Raw genomic sequence first — 22,030 nt, 5'->3', positions numbered from 1 at the left:
TCCCTCCTGCGGTTAAACGCCTGCGCTCTCTATGAGCTTTGCCAGCATGGCCTTTTCCTCGGGCCTGAGATTGGTCAGGGGCGGCCGCACAGGCCCCGGCGTCCTGCCGATGAGTTCGACCCCCGCCTTGATGATGGAAACCGGATAGCCCACTTCGCGATCGCGGATCCTGGCGAATTCGAAGAAGAAGCCATCGAGAATGGCTGCCATCGTCGCCCGGTCTTCGGCGCGCATGGCCCTGTAGAACCGCTGCGCCAGCTGAGGCACGAAGTTGAAGACGGCCGACGAATAGGTGGTGACGCCCACGGCATTGAATGCCTCGGCAAACAGCTCGTGCGTCGGCATGCCGCCGATGTAGCAAAGACGGTCGCCAAGCTTCGCCGTGACGTTGCGAACGAGATCGACCTTGCCGGTTCCGTCCTTGAAGCCGATCAGATTGGGACATGCGTCGGCGAGCCGCGCCACCGTGTCCGCATTGGCGACGGAATTGGCCCGGTTATATATGATCACGCCCAGGCCCGTGGCGTCGCAGACGGCTTTCACATGCTGGTAGATGCCTTCCTGCGGCGCGCCGATGAGGTAGTGCGGCAGAAGCAGCAGCCCGTCCGCGCCCGCCTTTTCGGCCCGGCGCGCAACGTCCTTTGCAAGCTCGATCCCGTATCCGCAGCCCGAAATGATCGGCACATCGCCCGACACTTCTTTCGCCGCCTTGGTGACCTCGCCCACTTCTTCCGGCGACAGGGAAAAGAACTCGCCGGTGCCACCCGCCGCAAAAAGCGCTGCGGCATCGAAGCTGGACAGCCAGGCCACGTGCTCGCGATAGCTCGCAAGGTTCAGCCGAAGGTCACTGTCGAAGTGCGTGACCGGAAATGACAGCAAGCCTGACGACAGCCGCAACTTGATTTCTTCTGGCGACATTTCAACTCCCGTTATAGATAAGATGTCTTGCGACAAGTCATATTATGACACAGGAGGAACTGTCAACTGGCTTTGCGTCAGACGATCTTTCGGCTCGCCAGTCCGCGATAGCGCTTGATGCCGCCGAGAAGATGCCGCCGCATCGCGTCCCGCGCCTGCTCGGGATCCCGTGCGAGGATGGCATCCACCACCTCCGCATGTTCGGCGAGCAGGATACGGTCGCGGTTGGGCAACGGATCGATCCCACCCATCGCCTTGCGGAACTTCACGCGGGGGATAATCCGGCGGCCTATATGCGCCAGGAACGTCTTGAACCTGACATTGTTCGTTGCACTGGCGATAGCCATGTGGAAGTGGAAATCCGCCTCGTCGGTAGACTCGCCATCGGCGACAAGCTGGGCAAAAATGTCCAGTTGCGCCTGTATTTCGGCCTCCTGGGCCGGCGAACTGCGAAGCGCCGCAAGCCCCGCCGCCTCGACCTCTATGCCGATGCGCAGCTCGAGTTCCTCGATAATATCGGAAATCTTGTCGGTGGCGGCGGTGAAGAGCGCAAGGGTCTCGGAGGGTTGCTTCGGGCCAAGCACGAATACCCCGACACCGTGGCGCGATTCCAGCAGTCCGTCTGCCCGGAGCGCCGCTATCGCCTCGCGAATGACGGTGCGGCTGAAGCCGAACTTTTCGACGAGCACCGGTTCGATCGGCAATTTGTCTCCCGGCGCGTAATCGCCGCCTTCGATCTGCCTGCGCAACTCATCGGCAACTTTCCAGGCCAGCGTCTTTTTGGCACCCATGCTGTCCGCCATAACCATCCGCACTCCATTGTTTGGCATCAAACTACATGATCTCAATTGGTCGGGGAACAAAAAAGTATGACTGTGTGGCAGTCATCATACTTCTCTGACCGTATGGGATTATGCCTGGATGGCTCTGGCGGTTTGTGTCGCTGCCTGTATCATCACTCGACTCGCATCGATCAGAAAGGAATTTCCATGAACCGCCGCGCCGTCGTCATCGTCGATTTCCAGAACGATTATCTCCCTTCCGGCAAATGGGCGCTGGCGGGGATTGAAGCTGCGGTCGATAACGCCGCCAGGGTCGTTGCCGCGGCGCGCGCCGCAGGAACGCCCGTCGTCCACGTTCGCCACGAGAGCGGGCCGGACGCTCCGTTTTTCGTCGCCGGAACCAGTGGTGCGGAAATCATTCCCGCCGTGGCGCCAAGAGACGGCGAGCCGGTGGTGACGAAAAACTATCCCAACGCCTTTCGGGATACGAACCTCAAGGCCCTCCTGGATGCGGAAAACATCAAGGAAGTGGCCATCGTAGGCGCCATGACGCATATGTGCATCGATGCAACGGCTCGCGCGGCTGCTGATTTCGGCTACAGCGTGCTTGTCGCCCACGACGCGACCGCAAGCCGCGACGTGGAGTTTGGCGGAAAAACGATCCCGGCCGCCGACACCCATGCAGCCTTTCTAGCGGCCCTTGGCTTTGCCTATGGCAAAGTCGTCGCGTCAGACGAGCTGATCTAGGCTCGCCGGGCCGATACCAGCGGCGTCAGAATGCCTGGACGCCGCTCCTGCATCCGGGCTCGGCCATGAGCTTGCCTATTGGATTATAAACGGCAAGTGAAATTGGCCCTTCAAACCGAATTCCGCATAGGGCTGGCATTTCAGCAGCGCCCGTATCGCCGCCTTGAACCTGGCTCGGCGCCGTTCAATGCGATTACCATATGGCCTTGAAGCCGGCATTGCCGGTGAGCGAATAGCTGCCGCCGATGTCGTCGAGGCTGGTATTGACCGTGCCGCGGCCATAGATCGAATATCGGGCGTCGTCCCAGCCAAACGAACCGCCGAGGCCGATGCCGCCCCATAGATCGTCCCTCCCCGAGACAAAGCTGACATTCTCGATCTTGACGTTCGTGCCCTCAAGGAACTCGTAATAGAGGTTTGCGACGCCGGAGAACTGTACCCTGTCCGCGAGGCCGCGGTCGTTCTGCCATGAGCGCTCATGATCCACGGAAATGCCAAGGCGGCCCTGCAGGCTGCGCGCCATTTCAAGCCTGATGTTCGAGCCGAATCCATCCTTGAAATCGTCGAAATCGACGCTCGAATAGGTAAGCTGGGCCTGCGGTGTCACCGACCAGCGCCCGGCAATTGCGAAGCGCTTGCCGCTTTCCAGCGATAGCGCGAAACCGATCGCGTCATTGCCGTCGATGAGCCCGCCGCCGCGAGCCGATGTCGTCAGGTCGGTATTGTACCAGGTCACCTGCGCCAGGCTGTCGACATAGAAGCCGCCATTGCCCCGGAACGTCAGCGTGCCGCCGAAACCATAGCCCTCGGTCGAGATTTCGGCATCGGCATAGGCGCCCGAACGGGTACTCGCATTGCCGCGGACATAGTGCACGAACACGCCGCCGGTCATGCTCCCATGTTCGTTGTCGATCATCATGCCATCGATGCCAGCCTGCAACTTGAGCATATCCTGCTCGAAACCGGTGGCGGTGATCGACGACCGGGGCGCGATATGTTCCCGCCCGCCTTCGATGCCGCCCCAGAGATGGCCGCTGCCATGGGCGCCTGCATCTTCGGTGCGGTCGCTCCCTTCCGCCTGGAAGCGGCCGCCCAGACGCTGCTGCAGCGTACCGACGCCGTTCAGCCCGAGCAGCGCTTGCGGATAGGCCTCATAGGCCGGCGATCCGACGTGATATTCCGGCGCGGAGACCGGTTCGGGACTCATCTCCGGACTGGAAGCCGGTTGCGGCTCTTCCGCAGCCGGCACGGGGCTCGGACCGGCGGCGGAACCGGCGTTCACATCCGCCTCCGATACAGGCGCTTCCGGCGCGTCGGGCACGGCGACTTCAGGCGCATGCGTTTCCGGCGCAGGCACTACGGGCACAAGTGCTTCGGGCACGGGCGTTTCAGATACCAGAATCTCAGGTGCTGGCACTTCAGGCGCACGCACTTCAGGCGCAGGCACTTCAGGTGCTGGCACTTCGGGTACACGCACTTCGGGCGCAGGCGCTTCGGGCGCAGGCACTTCAGGCGCAGGCACTTCGGGCGCAAGGACCTGATGCACAGGCGCTTCGGGTGCGATTGTGGCGCTCTCCGCCGCATCGGCTTTCGGTGCCGCCGAGCGCAGATACCAATCCTTCGGGTCGGTGCCGGAGGCATTGTTCTTGTGCAGCCGGTATGTGTAGGCGCCGGCCACCACATAGTCGCCCTCGAGGACGAATATGCCCTCCGACGCGCCATCGATGGCGATGATCTCGATACCCTCGGTGGTCCTCGCGCCCATTCCGCCGGCATTGCTTACGCGAACCGTCGAAGAGCCGGACGTATTGCCACGGACAATCAGCCTGTCGGTCGCCGAATCGTCGCCGGACAATGCGGTTTCCAGCAGCACGACGCCGTCCAGGCTGTCGAGATCGCCGGCAATGGTCAGCGTTCCAATCGAATTGCCCGGCGCGATCATTGCTCCACGCTCGAGCCGTACGCTGCCGACCTGCCCGGAACCGCCAAGGACGGCACCTTCGGCTATCTTGAGGCGCCCGCCGAGAACAGCCGGTTTTGCCGGATCGCCGACAAGCAGGGTGCCGCCGGCGATCAATGTATCTCCCTTGAATCCGGAACTATCGCCATCGAGCAGTAGGGCTCCCTGGCCATGCTTGACGAAACTGCCTGCGCCGGCGATCCGCCCTGAATAGACGGAAGCCTGCTTCTGATCCATCTGCAGTGTTGCAGCGGCACCGATCTGGACATTGCCATGGAACCTGGCCGCATCGGCCAGAAGCTTTCCCTGCTCTATCGACCAATCCAACGCCGAGCTACCCTCGAGCGCCAGATCGGCGACGCGCTTTTTGACCATCTTTCCGGCTTGTTTCTTGACGATCTTGCCGGTTTGCGCACCATCGATGGCGGTAATGTCACCGCCGAAGATTGCGTTGCTGGACTGCTCGAATATGACCGTCCCCGCATTGGCGATATCTCCCGCGATCGAGCCCGCCGCGCCCTCGAGCGTGCCACCCCGGACGATCGTCGCGGCATATTTGTTGCCGGTGTTCCCGAGATGCAGGACGCCGCCGCCGCTTTTGATCAGCGTCCCCGCGCCGGTGACCGCGCCGGTCAGGTCCAGCCTGTCGGTGCGGCTAACGTCGAACAGCCCGGTTGTTTCTATCGCGATATTTCTGCCCATCGAGAAATTTCCGCGTGCCTCCAGTCCGCCGTCCTTCATATCGAGCTGCGCGGCAGCTGCGCCGAGATTGCTGTCCGACGATATTCGCAGGGCCCCGCGCTCGATCGTCGTGCTGCCGGAGTAGCTGTTGTTGCCGGACAGTTCCAGCGTGCCGGGCCCGCGCTTGGTCAGTCCTCCGGGGCCGGAAATATCGTTCTTCCATCTATCCCTTGCGCCGAAATCCGCCACGTCCAGTTTCGGATCGATCGATTGGTCCACGATCATCGTGTCGCGGAAATAGGCCGGCCCATGATGCGCGGCAGCCAGATTGATCAGGCCCCAGCGGGAATCCGGGTGTTTCTTGGTGACCAGCCATCCGGCCGACGACGTTTCGGGAAATGCGGTACTTGCCAGGATTTCCAATCTCTGCTGCTCGTTCAGATAGGGAAAGCGGAGACGGAGCAGATTTGCCGCCATCTTTGGCAGCTGGCCGGGCAACAAGGCCGCCGGCGTCGCAGCCGAAGCTCCATAGGAGCCCATCGGGAACCCGCTTTTGGCGTTCTCGTTGAAAAGCGGAGTAGATTCACGTTCAAGACACTCGCGCAGCGCCTGCGCGCACAGGCCAATCAGATCGCGTCGCAGCGCTTTGCTTTGCCGCGCGAAAGCGCCGGCCATCCAGTCATCGGAGAGCAGTTGCGCCGCCGTGCTGTAGGTGCCGATGCGCGAGGCGATGGTATCGGTCGGGAAGTGCGCTCCGACGACCACCCTGCTTTCCGCATATTGATCGCCGCGGGAATGGATTTCCGCGCCGCGCTCGGGGAACAGGATGGCCAGGGCGAGCGCCTGATCGTAACCTCTCCAGGAATGGCCGCTTGGAAAGGACGAGCCCTTTATGTCCTCATATTCTTTCTTATATCGGCCTTGACGGTCGAGCACCTCTTTTGGACGTCCCCGCAGGAATTCATCCTTCAGGAGAGACGCCGAAGATTTGTTGGCAGCGTCGATCACCTCTTTGGCGAATATATAGCTCTGATGTTGGTCGAGCTTCGCCTTGGTGGAAAGCGAACCGAGAGCTGTCGGGAGGAAGCTCTGGTAGAGATAGGGCTCTTTTTCATCTTTATCCGACTCGGCGAGAATCTTCCGTGCACCCGGTATGGCCTGGTATTGCAGGCTTTTCTTGCGATCGAGTTCGGCAAAGCTGGTCCCGGATAGGGGATAGTCCTTCAGGATTTTCTTCTTGAGATACTTGAACCAGCCCTCCCGTTCCTTTTCGATGTATTCGAGGGCAACCTGCAGGTCGTTTGCATGCAAAGACGGAGCAGATTGAAAAAATACAGAGCCTGCCAGTATGATGGCACTCAATCGCCGAAACATAATCAATATCCTGAAATTCAAATAAACCGATCAAATATGACTGCGTTAACGCGTCAGTTTATCAATTGGATGACAAGGGAATGATATTCCGCCGGCGAACAAGCCCAGCATGAGGGGATTGATTGCATAAGCAAAATCCTCACCACGCCCGCAAAATCGCGTCTGGTCATTGAAATGGGGGAGACGGGCGGTCTTCAGCGCGTCAGTATTATAATCAGGGTCGAGGTCCGAAGACCGCCCGCGACGTCTTTGCCTGCCATTGTCACGTTTGTCAGACGCAACAACCCGGAAACGAAGCGCCACCTCCGTTTCCTTCTGCAGTTTGCTGGCCAATCGGGTTTGTCACTTCCGATCGTCCGGCAACGCCATCCTTTCCCAGCTTGTCGAAACAGCTCCGGAAGCTGCTCCCCCACTGGAAAGGATTTGTGCAGAATACCCCGGCTTCAAACAGGGGGGATAAGTTTTTTTGCGTGCCGGAAGGAAGAATGAGCGAAATCAGCAGCTTGCAGGGCAAAATATTTTTTTAGGCCGAAAATCTATCCCACCATATGGGCCAGTTTGCCCCCGTTCAGGGCCCGGAGAACGATGTACCGCGTGTTTCGACAAGCTCAGCCTTTCGCCGCGATGATCCTGGTGATGGGCGAGATCGGCTCGCGCCCGAGCCGGGCGCATGTATCGAGGGCAACCCGGCACAGCGCCGGCAGGTCGACACCGGTTGCAACGCCCATCCCTTCCAGCATGTAGACCAGTTCCTCCGTCGCGACATTTCCGGTCGCACCCTTGGCATAGGGGCAGCCGCCGAGACCGCCGACCGAAGCGTCGAAGACCCGCACGCCCGCTTCGAGGCAGGCGTAGATATTGGCCAGCGCCTGTCCATAAGTATTGTGTTCGTGCAGCGCCAGCCGGTCCATGGGCACCTCTCCCGCCACGGCTCGCACCATGGCAGCCGCCGCCTTCGGCGTGCCGACGCCGATCGTATCGCCGAGGGAAATCTCGTAGCAGCCCATGCGATGGAGCCGCTCGGCCACCTTCACCACGGCCGATACCGCCACCTCTCCCTCATAGGGACAGCCGAGGACGCAGGATACATAGCCGCGGACGCGGATTCCGGCCTGGCGCGCGGCATCCATCACCGGTTCGAATCTTTCGAAGCTCTCGGCAATGGAACAATTGATATTCTTCTGCGAGAAGCTTTCCGATGCGGAAGCGAAGATGGCGATCTCCCCGGCTCCGGCCGCATGCGCCGCTTCGAAGCCCCTCATGTTCGGCACCAGCACGGGAAAGTCGAGGCCGTCGCGCTTTGGCAGCGCGGCAAGCACCTCGGCGGAACCGGCCATCTGCGGCACCCATTTCGGCGAGACGAAACTGCCCGCCTCGATGCTGCGCAGGCCCGCGGCAACCAGACCCTCGATCATGAGGATGCGGTCCTCGACGCTCAGCGGCCGGGCCTCGTTCTGCAACCCATCCCTCGGGCCGACTTCGACCAGGCGTATATTATCCATTATTCGCTTCACCTCTCGAAAACATGTTCATTTCCTCGCGCAGAAACGCGCAGAATCGCGGATCGGCCCCATAGGCCACATTGACCCGCATGGCCGGCTGGACCGGCGTGTCGCGGTCCGGATGGAAGACGCTGGCCGGGGCGACGAAAATATTGGCTTCCGCCGCCCGGCGGCAAAATGCGGCTTCGTCCAGCATTGGCGGCAATGGCACCCAGATGTAGAATCCCTGCACCTTGGGCAGTTTCACCTCCAGCCCGACATCGGCGAGAGCCTGGGCCGTGGCCTTGGCGCCATCCTCGATCCAGCCGCGCAGGCGCCGCAGATTCTTCAGATACTGACCGCTTTCGATCATTTCGAGGACGACACGCTCGACATGCAGCGACGTCGCCACCATGGTGATCATCTTCAGGTCCACCAGGCTGCGGATCGTGTCCGGGGCGCCGGCGACATAGCCGCAGCGCAGGCTCGCGGACAGGGTCTTGGAGAATGAGCCGACATAAAGCACCCTCTGCTGGCCGAACGCGGCGAGCCGGGGCAAGGTCGGCGCAAGCAGGTCGGCGAAAATGTCATCCTCGACGATCCGGAAGTCATGCACCTCGGCCAGTTGCAACAGGCCGAAGGCATGCGCCGGCGACAGCGTCCAGCCGGTGGGATTGTGCGCCTGGCTCTGCGTGAAGAATATCTTCGGGTGGTGGAGCGCCAGCTTCTGCTGCAGGTCGTCGAGATCCGGCCCATCCTCGGAGCGGCGGATGGCAACGACATTGGCCTTTGCCAGCCTGAGCTTGGCGAAGAGCGGATAATAGCCGGGACTGTCGACAAAAACGGTATCGCCCGGTTCGAGGAAATGCCGGATGATCAGGTCGAGGCCGTGATTGACCCCGCTGGTCAGCATCACGCCATCGGGTTCGGTCGCAATCGAGCGCTCCGCCAGTTTCATGCGCAGCCAGTCGCGCAGCATCCCGAGCCCCCAGGAACTGCCATAGCCGAAATCGACTTCCGCCGTGGCATTGCGGCCGGTGCGCAATATGCGCCGCATGTCCGCATCTTCGGTCCAGGTCGTCGGCGGGCGGCCATCGCCCGGCCGCGTCATATAGTTCTGGTCGAGCTGCTCGCGCAGCAGCGACATGATGCTCGTCGCCTCGGTGACATAGGGCCGGCTCTTCTGCGGCGCGACCGGGCGGCTCTTGGTGACGTAATATCCGGAGCCCTGCCGGGAAATGACGAGGCCGCGGGCGACCAGCCGGTCATAGACCTCGGCCATCGTGTTCTTCGAGACGCCGAACTGCCCGGCGCCACCGCGCACCGAAGGAAGCCGCTGGCCCGGCTTGTAAAGCCCGGATGCAATCTGCCCGCTTATCTGCGCCACGATCGTATCGACCAGATTCATGCAATTGTCCCAGTTTTCAAATGGGACAGTGCCGTCAATATTCAAGACAACTGTCCCTTGATCAGTGGCAGTATCCTAGGACAGTTTGCAGCCGACGCAAGCTTTTGTTGCCTATTGGTTGGAGTAGGGCCGCATGACGAAGAATACCGCAACCTCTCGTATCGAGAATATGCGAAACCTTTCACCCGCAGAACGCCTCGAGCAGGTTGCCAAGGCTGCCGGGCTGAGCGAACAGGCCCGGACCGTGCTCGCCGCGCCCGATGCCCTTTCCGTCACCCGCGCCAACGGCATGATCGAGAACGTCATCGGCACATTCGAACTGCCGCTTGGCGTTGCCACCAACTTCCTGGTCAATGGCCGCGAATATCTGGTGCCGATGGCCGTGGAAGAACCTTCCGTCGTCGCCGCCGCGTCCTATATGGCGAAGATCGTCCGCGATTGCGGCGGCTTCCAGACGTCGTCCACGGCGCCGGTCATGCGTGCGCAGGTCCAGGTCCTCGGCACGTCCGACCCGCATGGTGCCCGCCTCGCCATCCTCGCCGCCCGCGACGAGATCATCGCCGCCGCAAATGCCAAGGACCCCGTCCTCGTCAAGTTCGGGGGCGGTTGCCGCGATATCGAAGTGCATGTGTTCGCCGCGAGTTCGCGCGGTCCGATGGTGGTGCTGCATCTTCTCGTCGACGTGCGCGACGCGATGGGCGCCAATACGGTCAACACCATGGCCGAGGCCATTGCCCCGATCGTCGAGCGCATAACCGGCGGCGCGGTCAGGCTGCGCATCCTGTCCAATCTCGCCGATCTGCGTCTGGCCCGGGCTCGCATCGAAGTGACCGAGGATGCCCTCGCCACCAAGGATTTTTCCGGCCGCCGCATGATCGAAGGCATCATCGACGCCTATGAATTCGCGGCAATCGATCCCTATCGCGCCGCCACCCACAACAAGGGCATCATGAACGGCATCGATCCCGTCGTCGTGGCGACAGGCAATGACTGGCGCGCCATCGAAGCCGGCGCCCATGCCTACGCAGCCCGGTCGGGACGCTATACGTCGCTGACGACCTGGGAAGTGAGCGCCAAGGGAAATCTCGTCGGGACCATCGAGATGCCGATGGCGCTCGGCATTGTCGGCGGCGCCACGAAAACCCATCCGGCGGCACAGGCCGCACTGGAAATCCTCAACGTCCGTTCGGCCGTGGAGCTCGCGGAGGTCACCGTTGCCGTCGGTCTTGCCCAGAACATGGCGGCGCTGCGCGCGCTGGCGACGGAGGGCATCCAGCGCGGCCACATGGCCCTGCATGCCCGCAACATCGCGATCGGCGCGGGTGCGGTGGGCGAAGAGATAGACGCGGTGGCCCGCAGGCTCGCCGCCGATCATGACGTGCGCGCGGCACGGGCCGAGGAAATCCTGGCCGAACTGCGCAAATAAGATTTCTTGCACGCGGCGAAGGGGGAGCTTCGCCGCCTGCACATATGTGGGAGGACTATGATGACAGATACGACCCCTGCCCCATCGGCAGGAAGGCATGGCCAATTGGCCGAAGTCTGGGGTGACGTGATTTCACGGCCCCAGCTTGGCAAGGCCATGATCATCGGCGCCGTGCTCAGCGTGGCGGCCTATTTCATTGCACTTCAGCTGATCACGCCGCTGGCGGCGACGCCTGCCATCGGCAAGGCGCTGGCCATGCTGGCCGGCATCGTCGCGTCGGTTGTCGGCGGCGCCATCTGCGCCCGCATCTTTCCACCCAAGCGCGTGGTGGTCGAGCAAGTAGCGGCCGGCACCACATGGCTCACCGAAGTTCTGGAACAGCTCGAACAGGATGGCGGTCCCATCGGCCGGGTGCAGGATCTGCCGCCCGTCGTCGCCGAGGAGATGCGCCAGGTCGGGCTCTACGAAATCTTCAGGAACCATGAATCGGAACGTGGCCCAGACAGGCCGGGGGTGTGATATGGACGGTCTGCTTTACGAAATAATGATCGCCCTGGCACTCGGCCTGCTGGGCGCAGTGCTGTTTTCGGCCATCGGCCTGATTTCCGGCACGGACGAAACGACGACGCTCGCCCCGGTGACGCTGCTCGTCGTTCTGCTCGGCGCGCCACCGGCCGCGGTCTTCACCTTCTGGATGTGCGCGGCGATTTCGAAACACATGACGCATGCGGTGCCGACAGCGCTTCTCGGCATTCCCGGCGATACGATGGCCCTGCCGCTGCTGCAGCAGGCGACGGCGCTGCGCAATCTCGGCGCACCGCATGTGGCGCTGCGCAAGATGCTGGCAGGCTCGGTCATATCGGCGTTCATCGCCGTGCCGCTGGCCGTCCTGTTCGCGGTGATCCTCGCCCCGTTCGGCTCCTATATCACCGCATCGGCGCCCTGGCTCTTCATCATCGCGGCGGTCATCATCGCCTATTTCTCGGCCGGCCGCTGGGCCTCGGTGGTGGCGCTCGTTCCGTTCACGCTGATGATCGTCGCCATGCAGGCCTTCACCGCCGACCACAATGTGAAGCTCGGCGTCAGCTACTTCCTCGGCATCGCCATCGGGCCGCTGGTCGCCGAGCTGGTATCGTCGCTTTCGCCGCTTGAACAGAAGCGCATGAACCGCAACGACCTGCGCCAGACCACGCTGGCGCCGGACGTCAAGAGCTGGGGCGGCTACTTCCCGAACCCGTTCAAGGTGCTCGACCGCAGCCAGGCGACGACGACCGCAACGGCGGCGGCCATCACCAGCGCCACGTTCGTGTTCAGCCCCGTCGCCGTCACCGTGATCGCCGGCGAGATCGTGGGCGCGCGGATCAAGCACGCCTATCACCGGCTGACCTCCGTTCTCGCCGTGCGCAACGGCGTGACGGAATCGACCTATATCGCCGAGGCCCTGATCCCGCTGATTGCGTTCGGCCTGCCGCTCAGCCCTGTCGCCGCCGGTCCTGCCGCGCCCCTGTTCAACGCGCCGCCACGCTTCACCGTCGAAACCGCGACGGGTGCGGTCAACAACCTCCATACGATGTTGTCGGTGCCGGAATTCCTGGTCTGGGGCCTGGTTTCCGTCTTCATCGCCGCGGCGATCGCCTATCCCTTCGCCATGAACCATGCGCGCAGCGCTGCGGCTTTCGTGGCGAAATATATCAGCCATGAGGCGATCATCGCCACCTTCGTCGGGCTGATACTGGTGATCGGCATATGGGAAGGCGGCGTGATTGCGCTGCTCGTCATCCTGACCGTCGGCCTCATCGGCGGGCTGCTCTACCGGGTGCTCGGCATCAATACGGGCGTCCAGTTCATGGGCTACTATGCTGCGATCCTCAGCGTTCCCGCCATACTGAAACTTTTCAGTTAGTGTGGTGGAATTGAAATACGCCTGACTATGGCGGCAGGGGCCGGAGCGTATTTCAATTCCGAAAACCACACTAGAAACATATGGTTGCTAGTGACCTTATCGAATCTGAAGTTCATCTGACGCTGCTGCAATAATGTAGTGAACTTCAGATTCGGGTCACTAGGTCGAACGAAGTGAGGGAGGAGAACAGTCATGAACATATATAGCCGCAGCCGGGCACTTGGCCGGACACTGGGCCCGGCACTGGGCCTCGCCTTCATCATGGGCTCGCTACTGGGTCCCATATCCGCAACCACCGCCTCCCAGGCGACCGAGAGCGCCGGGAATCTCCCGGCGCTCGACCTGCCGAAGGAGCTGAGAAGCGTCGTGCCTCTCCCCATGGCGGACTCGCAGCTGCCATCCGTCGAGGCGAAGGAATATTTCAAGGTCGCCGACGAGGCGCTGCAGCTCGAGTGCCCGACCTTCGACGCGGCCGGCGATCTCCTGTTCTGCGAAGTCTTCGGCGGGCGCCTGTTCCGCCTGACACCACAAAAGGAGCTGACGAGTTTCCTGCCCGACGCGGAATTGCGGCCAGCCGGACTTGCCGTCCACAAGGATGGGCGCATCTACATGGCCGAGCTTGGCGACTTCCAGTCCAGGGGGTCGGTGGTCAGCCTCGCGCCCGACGGGACCGACATGCGCAGGATCGTATCGCGGGATGCCGGCTTCCTGCCGGACGATCTCGTCTTCGACAGGAATGGCGGCTTCTATTTCACCGATTTCAAGGGCGGGTCGAGCGTGCCGACGGGCGGCGTCTATTATGTCGGCCCGGATGGCGGCAAGCCGGTTCTGGTCGTACCCAACCTGAAGATCGCCAACGGCATCGGCCTCAGCCCGGATGGCAAGACATTGTGGGTGACCGAACTCGCCGGCGGCAATCTGCATCGCATAGCGCTGGCCGATCCGACGACCGTCGCGCCGTTCGGCTCATCGATCGTCTACAGCTTCACGGGTGGCGGACCGGATTCCCTCCGCATTGATGCCGAAGGCAATGTCTATGTGGCAGTCTATGGGCAGGGAAAGGTGATGGCGTTCAACCCGCTGGGTTTCCCGGTCGGCCAATATCTGCTGCCGGGACGCGACCAGGGTCACTTTCTGCGATCGACCTCGATGGTGATACGCCCGGGCACCGACGAAATGCTGATCTTCAGCAATGATTGGGACAAGGGACAGGGCTCGCGCATCTTCGCCGTGAAGGCCCTGGCCAAGGCCGCCCCGGACCCCGCGCACGCGAAGTGACGGGTTAAACGCCAATGCAGCGGGTCTCGTAGGGGCTGAGCGTGAGGATGCGCCGCGGCGCGGCGTCTTCCTGGGCGTCGAGATGCACGCTCTGTTCATCCGGCGTCAGGTTGACGACATGGAGCGTCCGGCGCGAATCCGTGATCGCGGCGAAGGCAAGGACGGCGCCCGGCGAAGAAGACACCATTTCCTGCCATGTCGATCCGGCGAGGCTTGCCAATGTGCGGACGGTTGCCCCGATCGGACGCATGGCACCCGGCGCCGACGGCTCGCCTTCGCCCGCAACGAGGCCGAAAGGCCCGGTCAGCGCCGAAAGCGTCAGGCATTCGAGGCCCGCCTCCAGCGTCCTGATCGCGTAGCCCATGGCGAAGGCTTCGCCGAAACGGCCATTGTGGCGCGGATCGCGATCGGCCATGGCGATACGGCTGCCATGCGGATTGTCCATGGTGCGGTTGCCATAGGGGTTCTGCCGCATGGCGATGGTCGAGGGACCGATGCGATAGGGCAAGTCGCCATAGATCGCGCGCACGGACCGCGTGATGAAGGGCAATGCTTCCAAAGTCTGCATCACGCTCAGATCGTCGGCCGCATGGACGATGGGATTGGTGCAATGCGTCACGAAATCCAGCCGTTGCGGCGGCACGCGCTTGCGGTTCAATTCGGTGAAATAGCTCAGCATGCCGCCGCCAATGCGAATATTGGGGCGAATATCCGCGAAGGCGCCATGCGCCGCCGCATAGACCACCTCCAATGGCGGGCATTCCGGCCATTCGCTGCCCGGCGGCGTCGACTGCCTGTCCACTGCGGGCGAGATGGCGATCGCATCGGGCTGGAGGCCGGCCGAGCGCATGTCCTGCGCGATCTCGCGGCATTCGTCGTCGGGTTGCCTGTCGCAGGGAAGCGCAATCTCGAGCACCGCGCGTCCCCGGTGGAGCCGCGCAATGGCCGCGAAATCCTGCAGCGCCGCCTTGCCGTGGCCCGCAAGCGGGTCGAAATGGAAAAGCAGTTCCTGCGCGCCGATCTCGCCGCGGAGATGACCAGCCTGCAAAGTGGATGCTGCGTCCTCCGGACGTATGACCAGGCCGATATTCGGCATCATGCCGCGCCGGCTGCCGGGCCGGATCGTTACCGGCGCACCCGCCGCCACAGCCGGTCGGCCATGGGGACGGCCGTCCTCGATGGTCAGCGCAATCGTCTGCTCGAATGGCTTGCCGGGCTCGATCCGGTATGGCCAGGGCAGCGCCAGCGGGCGGACATAGGTCTTGTAGGATGCGTCGGACCAGTTGCGCTGGTCTTCCATTTCGAAGACATCGCCTTCCATGCGGCACGTCGCCGATACGCCGTCCATGACCGGATGGGTGATCGCGCGCATATCCTTGAATGGCTGCCAGGGTTCGATCAGATCGGGGAAGACCGTCTCTTCGCGGCGGCCGTCCACATGCTCCACGGCAACCGGTCCGCCGGCCACGCCGATGATGGGATGCAGGATGCAGAACCCGCAGCGATTGGTGTCGAAGCCGGTCGTCGAAACGGCTTTCGCCTTGAAGACCAGCGCACCATCGCCCGCCTCGATGCTGACATCGACCGAGAGCGCCGTATGCTCCGGCCCCTGGCAATCGGCGCGGTAGGTCAGGGCAAAGCGGCCGTCATCCTGCCTGACCGACAGGTCCTCGATGCGCGGCCTGTAGGTGCCCCAGTCGCGGTCGCGCACCAGATATGAGATGGAGCGCAGCACTTCGACGCCATCATAGGTGATGGTGCGCAGATTGCCGTCGGCGAAATCGGCCGCCAGCCGCCCGGCGACGAGGCGAAGCGGCGGCGCCTCGCGCTCATGCGTGCCGTAGAGAAGAAACGGATCGGCGGCGCTCATGCCAGCAATTTCCGCACATCGACGGGCTGGCCGGTCGCGGCGCTCGCATAGGCTGCCTCTACCAGGGCGAAGGTCTTCAGATTATCGGCGCCGGATGTCGAGGTTTCGGCGCCGGAGCGCAGCTGCTCGACCCAATGCTGCTGGATGGCAAGCACGCTCTCCTGGATATTGTGCCAGGGCCGCGAGGCCCATGGCAGCAGCGCCGGAGCCACGTCGCTCGCCGTCGTCCCGGCTGCGTTCGTCACTTCGAGGCGATAGCCCTTGTAGAGCCGGATGCTGCCTTCGCTGCCATCGAGTTCGATCAGCGTCTCGGGAAATGGTTCGTCGGCAAGCCGCGTCGCATAGCTGACATCGACGATGGAGGTGGCGCCGCCCTCATGGTCGAGCAGGATCGTCGCGACATCCTCGCCCTTGATGCGCGGATTGACCCGCCGGGTCCGCGCGGTGAGAGACGTCACGTCGCCGAGAATATAGCGCGCAATGTCAAGCGTATGGATGCCGAGATCCTCGATGATGAAGCGCTCGCCCTCGGCCAGATAGGGCTGGCCGGAGAATACGTCATAGGCGGAGCGGAAGGAGAAGCGGCCCCAGAACGGTGTTCCGATCGCGCCGGTTGCAAGCACCTCGCGCACCGCCCGGATCGGCGTCTGCCAACGGAAATTTTCGTGCACCATCAGCGGAACACCCGCATCGCGGCAGGCTTTCACCATGGCTTTGGCGTCGGCGAGCGTCGGCGCGAACGGCTTCTGGCAGATCGCCGGCAGCCGGTGGGCGGCCGCCAGTTCCACCAGCGACCGGTGGCTGCGCACGGTGGTGGCGATATCGACGAAATCGAAACCGCCATCCCGGAAGAGCTCGCTCGCGTCGAGATAGCGCCGTTCGATGCCGAACGTGTCGCCGACGATCTTCAGCCGCTCCGGGTCGCGATCGCAGATGGCGACGATTTCGGCGCCATCCACATCGCGCCATCCATACATCTGGTTGACGGCAAAGAAGCCGCAGCCGATCAGTGCTCCGCGAAACAACGCCATCCGTTATTACTCCCTGGCCGCCAGCTGCTTCAGGGCAACCTGCTGCTGCAGCCTGCGCTGCGCCTGGTCCACCACCACCGCGACGATGATGACGATACCCTTGATGACCATCTGCCAGAAGGAGGAAACGCCCATCATCACCAGCCCGTCCGACAGGATGCCGATGACGAAGGCGCCGATAATGGTCCCGCCGATCGTGCCGCGTCCGCCCGACATCGACGTTCCCCCGAGCACCGCCGCCGCAATGGCGTTGAGTTCGAAGGAATTGCCGGTCGCCGGATGCGACGCCATCAGTTCCGATGAGATGACGACGCCGACAATGGCGGCGCAGAGGCCGGAAAACATGTAGACGAACATTTTCACCCGGTCGACGCGGATGCCCGACATGCGCGCGGCGCGCTCATTGCCGCCGACGGCGAATATCTGGCGGCCGATCGGCGTATAGCGCGCGACATAGGCGGCGGCCAGCGCGACGACGACGAGAATCCAGATCGAGACCGGAAGCCCGAGCAGCCTGCCGGAGCCGAGGAAGCCGAAGCCCGTGGTGGAAAGCTCGGGCTTGCCCACGAGGTTGGGGAAGGTCTGGCCATCGGACGAAAGCAGCGCGAAGCCGCGGGCGACATAGAGCGTTCCAAGCGTCGCTATGAAGGGCGCGACGTTCAGCTTGGTGATCAGCAGGCCGTTTATCGCGCCGATGAGGACGCCGACGAAGAGGGTGATCAGGCACACTTCGAACACGTTGAAATAGATCGTATAGCCGAATTGCAGATCGATGCCGTTGAGGATGAGGCCGCCGGCCACCATGCCGCAAAGGCCGACGATGGAGCCGACCGAAAGATCGATGCCGCCGGTGATGATGACGAAGGTCATGCCCATGGCCAGGAAGGCATTGAGCGCGACGTGCTTGGACATCAGGATCAGGTTGGCGGCGGACAGGAAATTGGGCGCGAATATCGCGAAGAAGGCGATGACGGCAAAGAGTGCTATGAAGGTGCGGAGCTTCATCAGCGTCAGCAGCATCGAACCATTGCCGCCTGCGAGGCCCTTGGTCGTGGTTGCCGTGGTCATGACGCAGTTTCCCTTGATCTATGGCCGACAGAGGCGGCCTTGACGATAATTTCTTCGCTTGCTTCCTCGCGGTCGATGATCCGTGTCACCTTGCCATTGCTCATCACCGCGATGCGGTCGGAGAGCGCCATGACTTCCTCGAGGTCAGAGGTGGAGAACAGGATCGCAAGGCCCTCGCCGGCAAGCCGGCGCATCGTCCGGAACACGTCGGCCTTGGCGCCGATGTCGATGCCGCGGCTCGGCTCGTCCATCAGCAGCACTTTCGGGTTGGTCATCAGCGCCTTGCCGATGACGACCTTCTGCTGGTTGCCGCCGGACATGGAGGTAATGTCGAAATCCGGATTGGGCGCCTTGATCGCCAGGTCGCGGATCGCCTGCGCGATGGCGCCCTGCTCCCTCTCGTCGCGGATATGAAAGCCGAAACGGGTAAACCGCTCGAGGCTCGCCAGCGTCAGGTTGGCGGCGATCGACAGGACCTGCACGAGCCCTTCGCGCTGGCGATCCTCCGGGATCAGCGCAAGGCCGCGCTTGATGCGGGTGGAGGTATCGCGTGAGCCGATTTCCTCGCCGTCGATGTAGATCCTGCCGGTGGAATTGACATGCCGGCCCATGACGCATTCGAAGAACTCGCTGCGCCCGGCTCCCATCAGCCCGTAAATGCCGAGCACCTCGCCCGCCCGGACGGATATGGAGAGATGATCGACGGCAAGTCCGCCGGTCTTGCGCGGCAGGCAGATATCCTCGGCGCGAAACACTTCGCCCCCGAGCTTGTGCGAGATCGACTTGGCGAAATCCTTGGCGTCCGACCCGATCATCGACCGCACGATCCAGCGGGTATCGATGTCGCGAACCATGGCGTGGCCGGTGATCTGGCCATCGCGCAGGACGGTGATGTAGTCACCGATGCGCATCAACTCCTCGAGCCGGTGGGAAATATAGACGATGGCGACGCCCTGCGCCTTGAGCTCGCCGATCACCTTGAACAGGATATCGACTTCCGCCGCCGAAAGCGCCGAAGTGGGCTCGTCGAGAATGAGGATACGCGTGTCGAGGGAAATGGCCTTGGCGATCTCGACCAGTTGCTGCTGGCCGATCGGCAGGTCGTCGACCATGCTTTCCGCGTCGATACCGGCGTCGAGCTTGGCCAGGAACGCATTGGCCTTCTCGACCTGCGCCCGGTGATCGATGCCGCGGATGCCGCGGACGATTTCGCGGGTGGCGAAGATATTCTCGGCGACCGAAAGATTGCCGAACAGGTTGAGCTCCTGGAACACCATGCCGATGCCATGTTTCTGCGCATCGGCGGGCGAATTGAACTCCACTTCCTGCCCCTCGAGCAGGATGCGGCCGAGCGAAGGCCGTTCCACGCCTGCAATCATCCGCATCAGCGTCGATTTGCCGGCGCCATTTTCGCCGACGAGGACATTCACCGCGCCACGCCTGAGCGCGAGATTGGCATGCTTGACCGCGACGATGCCGGAATAGACCTTCGTCACGTCCTCCAGCCTCAGAACGACATCGCCTTCATCCATCCCGGCCATCTCAGTCTCCGACCGAAATGGTGGCGGGCGTCAGCAGCGGCAGCTGGCCCTTGGCGGGCAGCGGATACGCCCCTACCGCCTCGACCTTCTTGCCCTCGAGCTTGTCGCGCGGCAGTTTTTCCAGCGTCGCCGAGTTGACATGGCTGTTGAAGGCCTTGCCGAATTCGGCCCATTGGATCTGGTTCTTGAACGCATTGAAATTCACGAAGTCGAGGCTGTCGCGCAGCGCGGTGCCGCGAATGACGGGCCCGATCTGGATACGCACATCGGCCTTGCCGTCGCCATCGACATCGGTATCGAGATAGGAAGCGCGGGATCTGGTCTCGGCCTTGACGATCGTACCGGCGACCTTGGCCGCGAAGGTCCAGGGAGCGCTGCCCTGCTCCTCCTTGTGACCATATTTTGCCCCTGCGGCATCCGGATCGCTGCCGGCGAGAGCGGCGACCTCGGTGAAATTTCCGGCGCGCTGGTTCAGGAAAGGCACGGCCTTGGCGTCCCAGAGTTCCGCCACCTGACGCGCAGGATCAAAGCCGCCGCTTGCCGTCGCCGCGGCTTCTTCCGGGGTCGGTGTCTTTATGATCTTGCAGCCCGCCAATGCGGCGGCAAGGGTCGCCGCCATCAACAGGCCTGTCCGGTTCATGGGCATGAGACGCCTCCATGCAATGCGCATGGCAGTGGGGACTGTTCCGCCACTGCCATGTCAGGGACGCTTAGTCCTTCAGGGCGAAGGTTTCGAGCTGCGATGCGTTTTCGCTGGTGATCAGCACGCAATCCATCAGCTGCTTCTCTTCCGCCGGGGCCTTGCCGGTCTTGATATATTCGCTGGCCTGGTCCACCGCCCGCTGTGCCTGGGCATAGGCGGGCTGCAGGACAGTCGCCTTTATCCCGCCCGACTTGATGGAGTCGCGCACATCGTTGGAGCCGTCGAAACCGACGACGATGACGTCCTTGCGTCCCGCTGCCTGCAGCGCGGCAATCGCGCCCATGGCCATCGTGTCATTGCCGGCGATGACGCCCTGGATGTCCGGATTGGCCTGAAGGATGGTCTCCATCTTGGAGTAACCCTCGGTCTGACTCCAATTGGCCGATTGCTGCGCGACCATCTTCATGTCCGGATATTCGTCGATCACGTCATGATAGCCCTTCGAGCGGATGCCGGCATTGAGATCGGCTTCGCGGCCGAGCAGCTCGACATAATTGCCCTTCTCGCCCATCAGGCGAACGAACTCTTCAGCGCCGAGCTGCGCGCCCTGGTAATTGTTCGAAACGATCTGCGAAACGGCGATGCCGGTGGCGTTGATCTCGCGGTCGATGAGAAACGAGGGAACGCCGGCATCCTTTGCCTTCTTGACGGCGGCGATCGACGCTTCCGAACCGGCATTGTCGAGGATGATCGCCTTGGCGCCGCGGCCGATGGCCGTGTCGATCAATTGCGACTGCTTGTTGGCGTCATCATCGTGCACGAGGATCAGGGTCTCGTAGCCGAGTTCCTTGGCGCGCGCCTCGGCACCGACAGCTTCCGCCTTGAAGAACGGATTGTCATGCGACGGCGTGATGATGGCAATGAGATCGGCGGCGAATGCGGGCGCGGATACGCCCATCGCCAAGGCTGCCGCGAAAGCCGCCAGTGTCAGTCTGCGTGTCATATTCATGGTTTTCCTCCCGTTGAATGGCTCTATTTCCCAGGCAGAGCGGGTGAGGTTTCTATGTCCTCACCAATTGCGATGTCATGTGATGCGCCGGATGCTCTCCGCGATCTCGTTTGGCTGAAACACGTTCTTCCAGTCGTCGCGCATCAGCGCCGGAATGCCGAATTCGATCGCCTTGTTGCAGGCATCCGAAAAGACGCCATCGACTTCCTTGAAGATGACCGCGCCAAGGACGTTCATGTGTCCGAGCAGGAAATCGCGGGCCGCTTCCTCCGGCACGCCGCGCGCGACACATTCGTCCATCGCCTGCCGCATGACGACCAGCAACGAAGCGCAGACGGTTTCGGAAAGGCCGGGCTCGAGCATGGCCATCTGCTCGACGGTGACGCGATGCGAACGCATGACCGGCGCCCAGATGACCTTGGCGATCTCCTCGCCGAGCGCATAGGCCTCCTCCGGCCCCTGCATCAGCGCGGAAACAATGTGCTGCTTGGCGAAAAGGCCGCCGAAATGGTCCTTCTTGGCCTGCATGTCCGTCTCATCGTTGAAGATCGGCGGATGGCAGGGATGGGTGACGAAATAGGTCAGGTCGCTGCGTTCAGGCAGGTGGCCGGCAAAGGGAGCGGCCGCATCCAGCGCAACGATCATCGTGCCGGGCTTCACCTTGTCGACGATGCCCGCGGCGACCTTGCCGATTGCCGTATCCGGAACGGCGAGGATCACGACTTCCGCGCCCGCGAGGGCTTCGTCCGCCGCAATGCAATCAAGGCCGAGATCGTTCTTGAGCCGCGCCTTGCCGGCATCGCTGACTTCCACATGGCGAACGTCGAACCGCGAGCCCTTCAAATTCTTGGCGAGCCGGTATCCCATTTTCCCGCCAGCACCGAACAAAGCAACCGATGTCATGTTTTTC

Annotated in this window: 17 protein-coding genes; 5 read left to right on the top strand and 12 right to left on the bottom strand. The window is 62.5% G+C overall.

Annotated features, from left to right (window positions below):
• Positions 1–12 precede the first annotated feature (12 nt).
• Entirely contained in the window at positions 13–918 is a 906-nt protein-coding gene (kdgD, locus tag OSJ75_RS12025; RefSeq protein ID WP_267228224.1) for a 5-dehydro-4-deoxyglucarate dehydratase, read from the bottom strand.
• A gap of 77 nt (positions 919–995) precedes the next feature.
• On the bottom strand, positions 996–1,709 hold the full coding sequence (locus OSJ75_RS12020; RefSeq protein ID WP_250017238.1) for a FadR/GntR family transcriptional regulator: 714 nt from the start codon (positions 1,707–1,709) through the stop codon (positions 996–998).
• Positions 1,710–1,907: 198 nt separating this feature from the next.
• Here OSJ75_RS12020 and OSJ75_RS12015 point away from each other — a divergent pair, with 198 nt between their 5' ends.
• Positions 1,908–2,447, top strand: a complete 540-nt coding sequence (locus OSJ75_RS12015) for a cysteine hydrolase family protein (RefSeq protein WP_250017827.1) — start codon at positions 1,908–1,910, stop codon at positions 2,445–2,447.
• Between the two features lie 193 nt (positions 2,448–2,640).
• Here the strand turns inward: OSJ75_RS12015 and OSJ75_RS12010 are convergent, their stop codons facing one another.
• The 3 genes from OSJ75_RS12010 to OSJ75_RS12000 form a co-directional block, all read right to left on the bottom strand.
• Positions 2,641–6,399, bottom strand: a complete 3,759-nt coding sequence (locus OSJ75_RS12010; RefSeq protein ID WP_267228222.1) for an autotransporter outer membrane beta-barrel domain-containing protein — start codon at positions 6,397–6,399, stop codon at positions 2,641–2,643.
• A 671-nt stretch (positions 6,400–7,070) separates the two neighbouring features.
• Positions 7,071–7,967 carry a hydroxymethylglutaryl-CoA lyase gene (locus OSJ75_RS12005; protein WP_323748385.1) on the bottom strand — a complete coding sequence of 299 codons (897 nt, stop codon included), beginning with the start codon at positions 7,965–7,967 and terminating at the stop codon, positions 7,071–7,073.
• A complete protein-coding gene (locus tag OSJ75_RS12000; RefSeq protein WP_267228220.1) occupies positions 7,957–9,351 on the bottom strand; it encodes a PLP-dependent aminotransferase family protein in 1,395 nt (464 codons plus the stop codon). Before OSJ75_RS12000 ends, OSJ75_RS12005 begins: the two co-directional genes overlap by 11 nt.
• 133 nt (positions 9,352–9,484) lie before the next feature.
• Here OSJ75_RS12000 and OSJ75_RS11995 point away from each other — a divergent pair, with 133 nt between their 5' ends.
• From OSJ75_RS11995 to OSJ75_RS11980, 4 genes are all read left to right on the top strand, one after another.
• Positions 9,485–10,777, top strand: a complete 1,293-nt coding sequence (locus tag OSJ75_RS11995) for a hydroxymethylglutaryl-CoA reductase, degradative (RefSeq protein ID WP_267228219.1) — start codon at positions 9,485–9,487, stop codon at positions 10,775–10,777.
• A gap of 60 nt (positions 10,778–10,837) precedes the next feature.
• Positions 10,838–11,296 (top strand): hypothetical protein, encoded by a 459-nt coding sequence (locus OSJ75_RS11990; RefSeq protein WP_267228218.1) that lies wholly within the window; start codon positions 10,838–10,840, stop codon positions 11,294–11,296.
• 1 nt (position 11,297) lies between these two features.
• Positions 11,298–12,680: a tripartite tricarboxylate transporter permease gene (locus tag OSJ75_RS11985; protein ID WP_267228216.1), complete on the top strand. Its 1,383-nt coding sequence runs from the start codon at positions 11,298–11,300 to the stop codon at positions 12,678–12,680.
• Positions 12,681–12,872: 192 nt separating this feature from the next.
• Entirely contained in the window at positions 12,873–13,958 is a 1,086-nt protein-coding gene (locus OSJ75_RS11980; RefSeq protein WP_267228215.1) for an SMP-30/gluconolactonase/LRE family protein, read from the top strand.
• Positions 13,959–13,962: 4 nt separating this feature from the next.
• On the opposite strand, the gene OSJ75_RS11975 is transcribed toward OSJ75_RS11980, so the two are convergent.
• From OSJ75_RS11975 to OSJ75_RS11945, 7 genes are all read right to left on the bottom strand, one after another.
• Positions 13,963–15,828: a hypothetical protein gene (locus OSJ75_RS11975; RefSeq protein WP_267228213.1), complete on the bottom strand. Its 1,866-nt coding sequence runs from the start codon at positions 15,826–15,828 to the stop codon at positions 13,963–13,965.
• The gene (locus OSJ75_RS11970; protein ID WP_267228212.1) at positions 15,825–16,859 is read right to left on the bottom strand and encodes a Gfo/Idh/MocA family protein; all 1,035 of its coding nucleotides are present in this window, start codon (positions 16,857–16,859) and stop codon (positions 15,825–15,827) included. The genes OSJ75_RS11975 and OSJ75_RS11970 overlap by 4 nt, the downstream gene beginning before the upstream one ends.
• Positions 16,860–16,865: 6 nt before the next feature.
• Positions 16,866–17,927 (bottom strand): ABC transporter permease, encoded by a 1,062-nt coding sequence (locus tag OSJ75_RS11965; protein WP_250017223.1) that lies wholly within the window; start codon positions 17,925–17,927, stop codon positions 16,866–16,868.
• Complete coding sequence (locus OSJ75_RS11960) at positions 17,924–19,468, bottom strand: sugar ABC transporter ATP-binding protein (protein ID WP_267228211.1); 1,545 nt, start codon at positions 19,466–19,468, stop codon at positions 17,924–17,926. The genes OSJ75_RS11965 and OSJ75_RS11960 overlap by 4 nt, the downstream gene beginning before the upstream one ends.
• 1 nt (position 19,469) lies before the next feature.
• On the bottom strand, positions 19,470–20,114 hold the full coding sequence (locus OSJ75_RS11955) for a DUF2291 family protein (protein WP_267228210.1): 645 nt from the start codon (positions 20,112–20,114) through the stop codon (positions 19,470–19,472).
• Between the two features lie 64 nt (positions 20,115–20,178).
• Positions 20,179–21,120 (bottom strand): D-ribose ABC transporter substrate-binding protein, encoded by a 942-nt coding sequence (locus OSJ75_RS11950; RefSeq protein ID WP_267228209.1) that lies wholly within the window; start codon positions 21,118–21,120, stop codon positions 20,179–20,181.
• Positions 21,121–21,195: 75 nt separating this feature from the next.
• The gene (locus tag OSJ75_RS11945) at positions 21,196–22,023 is read right to left on the bottom strand and encodes a phosphogluconate dehydrogenase C-terminal domain-containing protein (RefSeq protein WP_250017219.1); all 828 of its coding nucleotides are present in this window, start codon (positions 22,021–22,023) and stop codon (positions 21,196–21,198) included.
• Positions 22,024–22,030 lie beyond the last annotated feature (7 nt).

Origin of the sequence: Phyllobacterium sp. 0TCS1.6A, assembly GCF_026420825.1 — a bacterium.
GTDB lineage: Bacteria > Pseudomonadota > Alphaproteobacteria > Rhizobiales > Rhizobiaceae > Phyllobacterium.
This window is presented reverse-complemented; position numbering and strand designations above follow the sequence as displayed.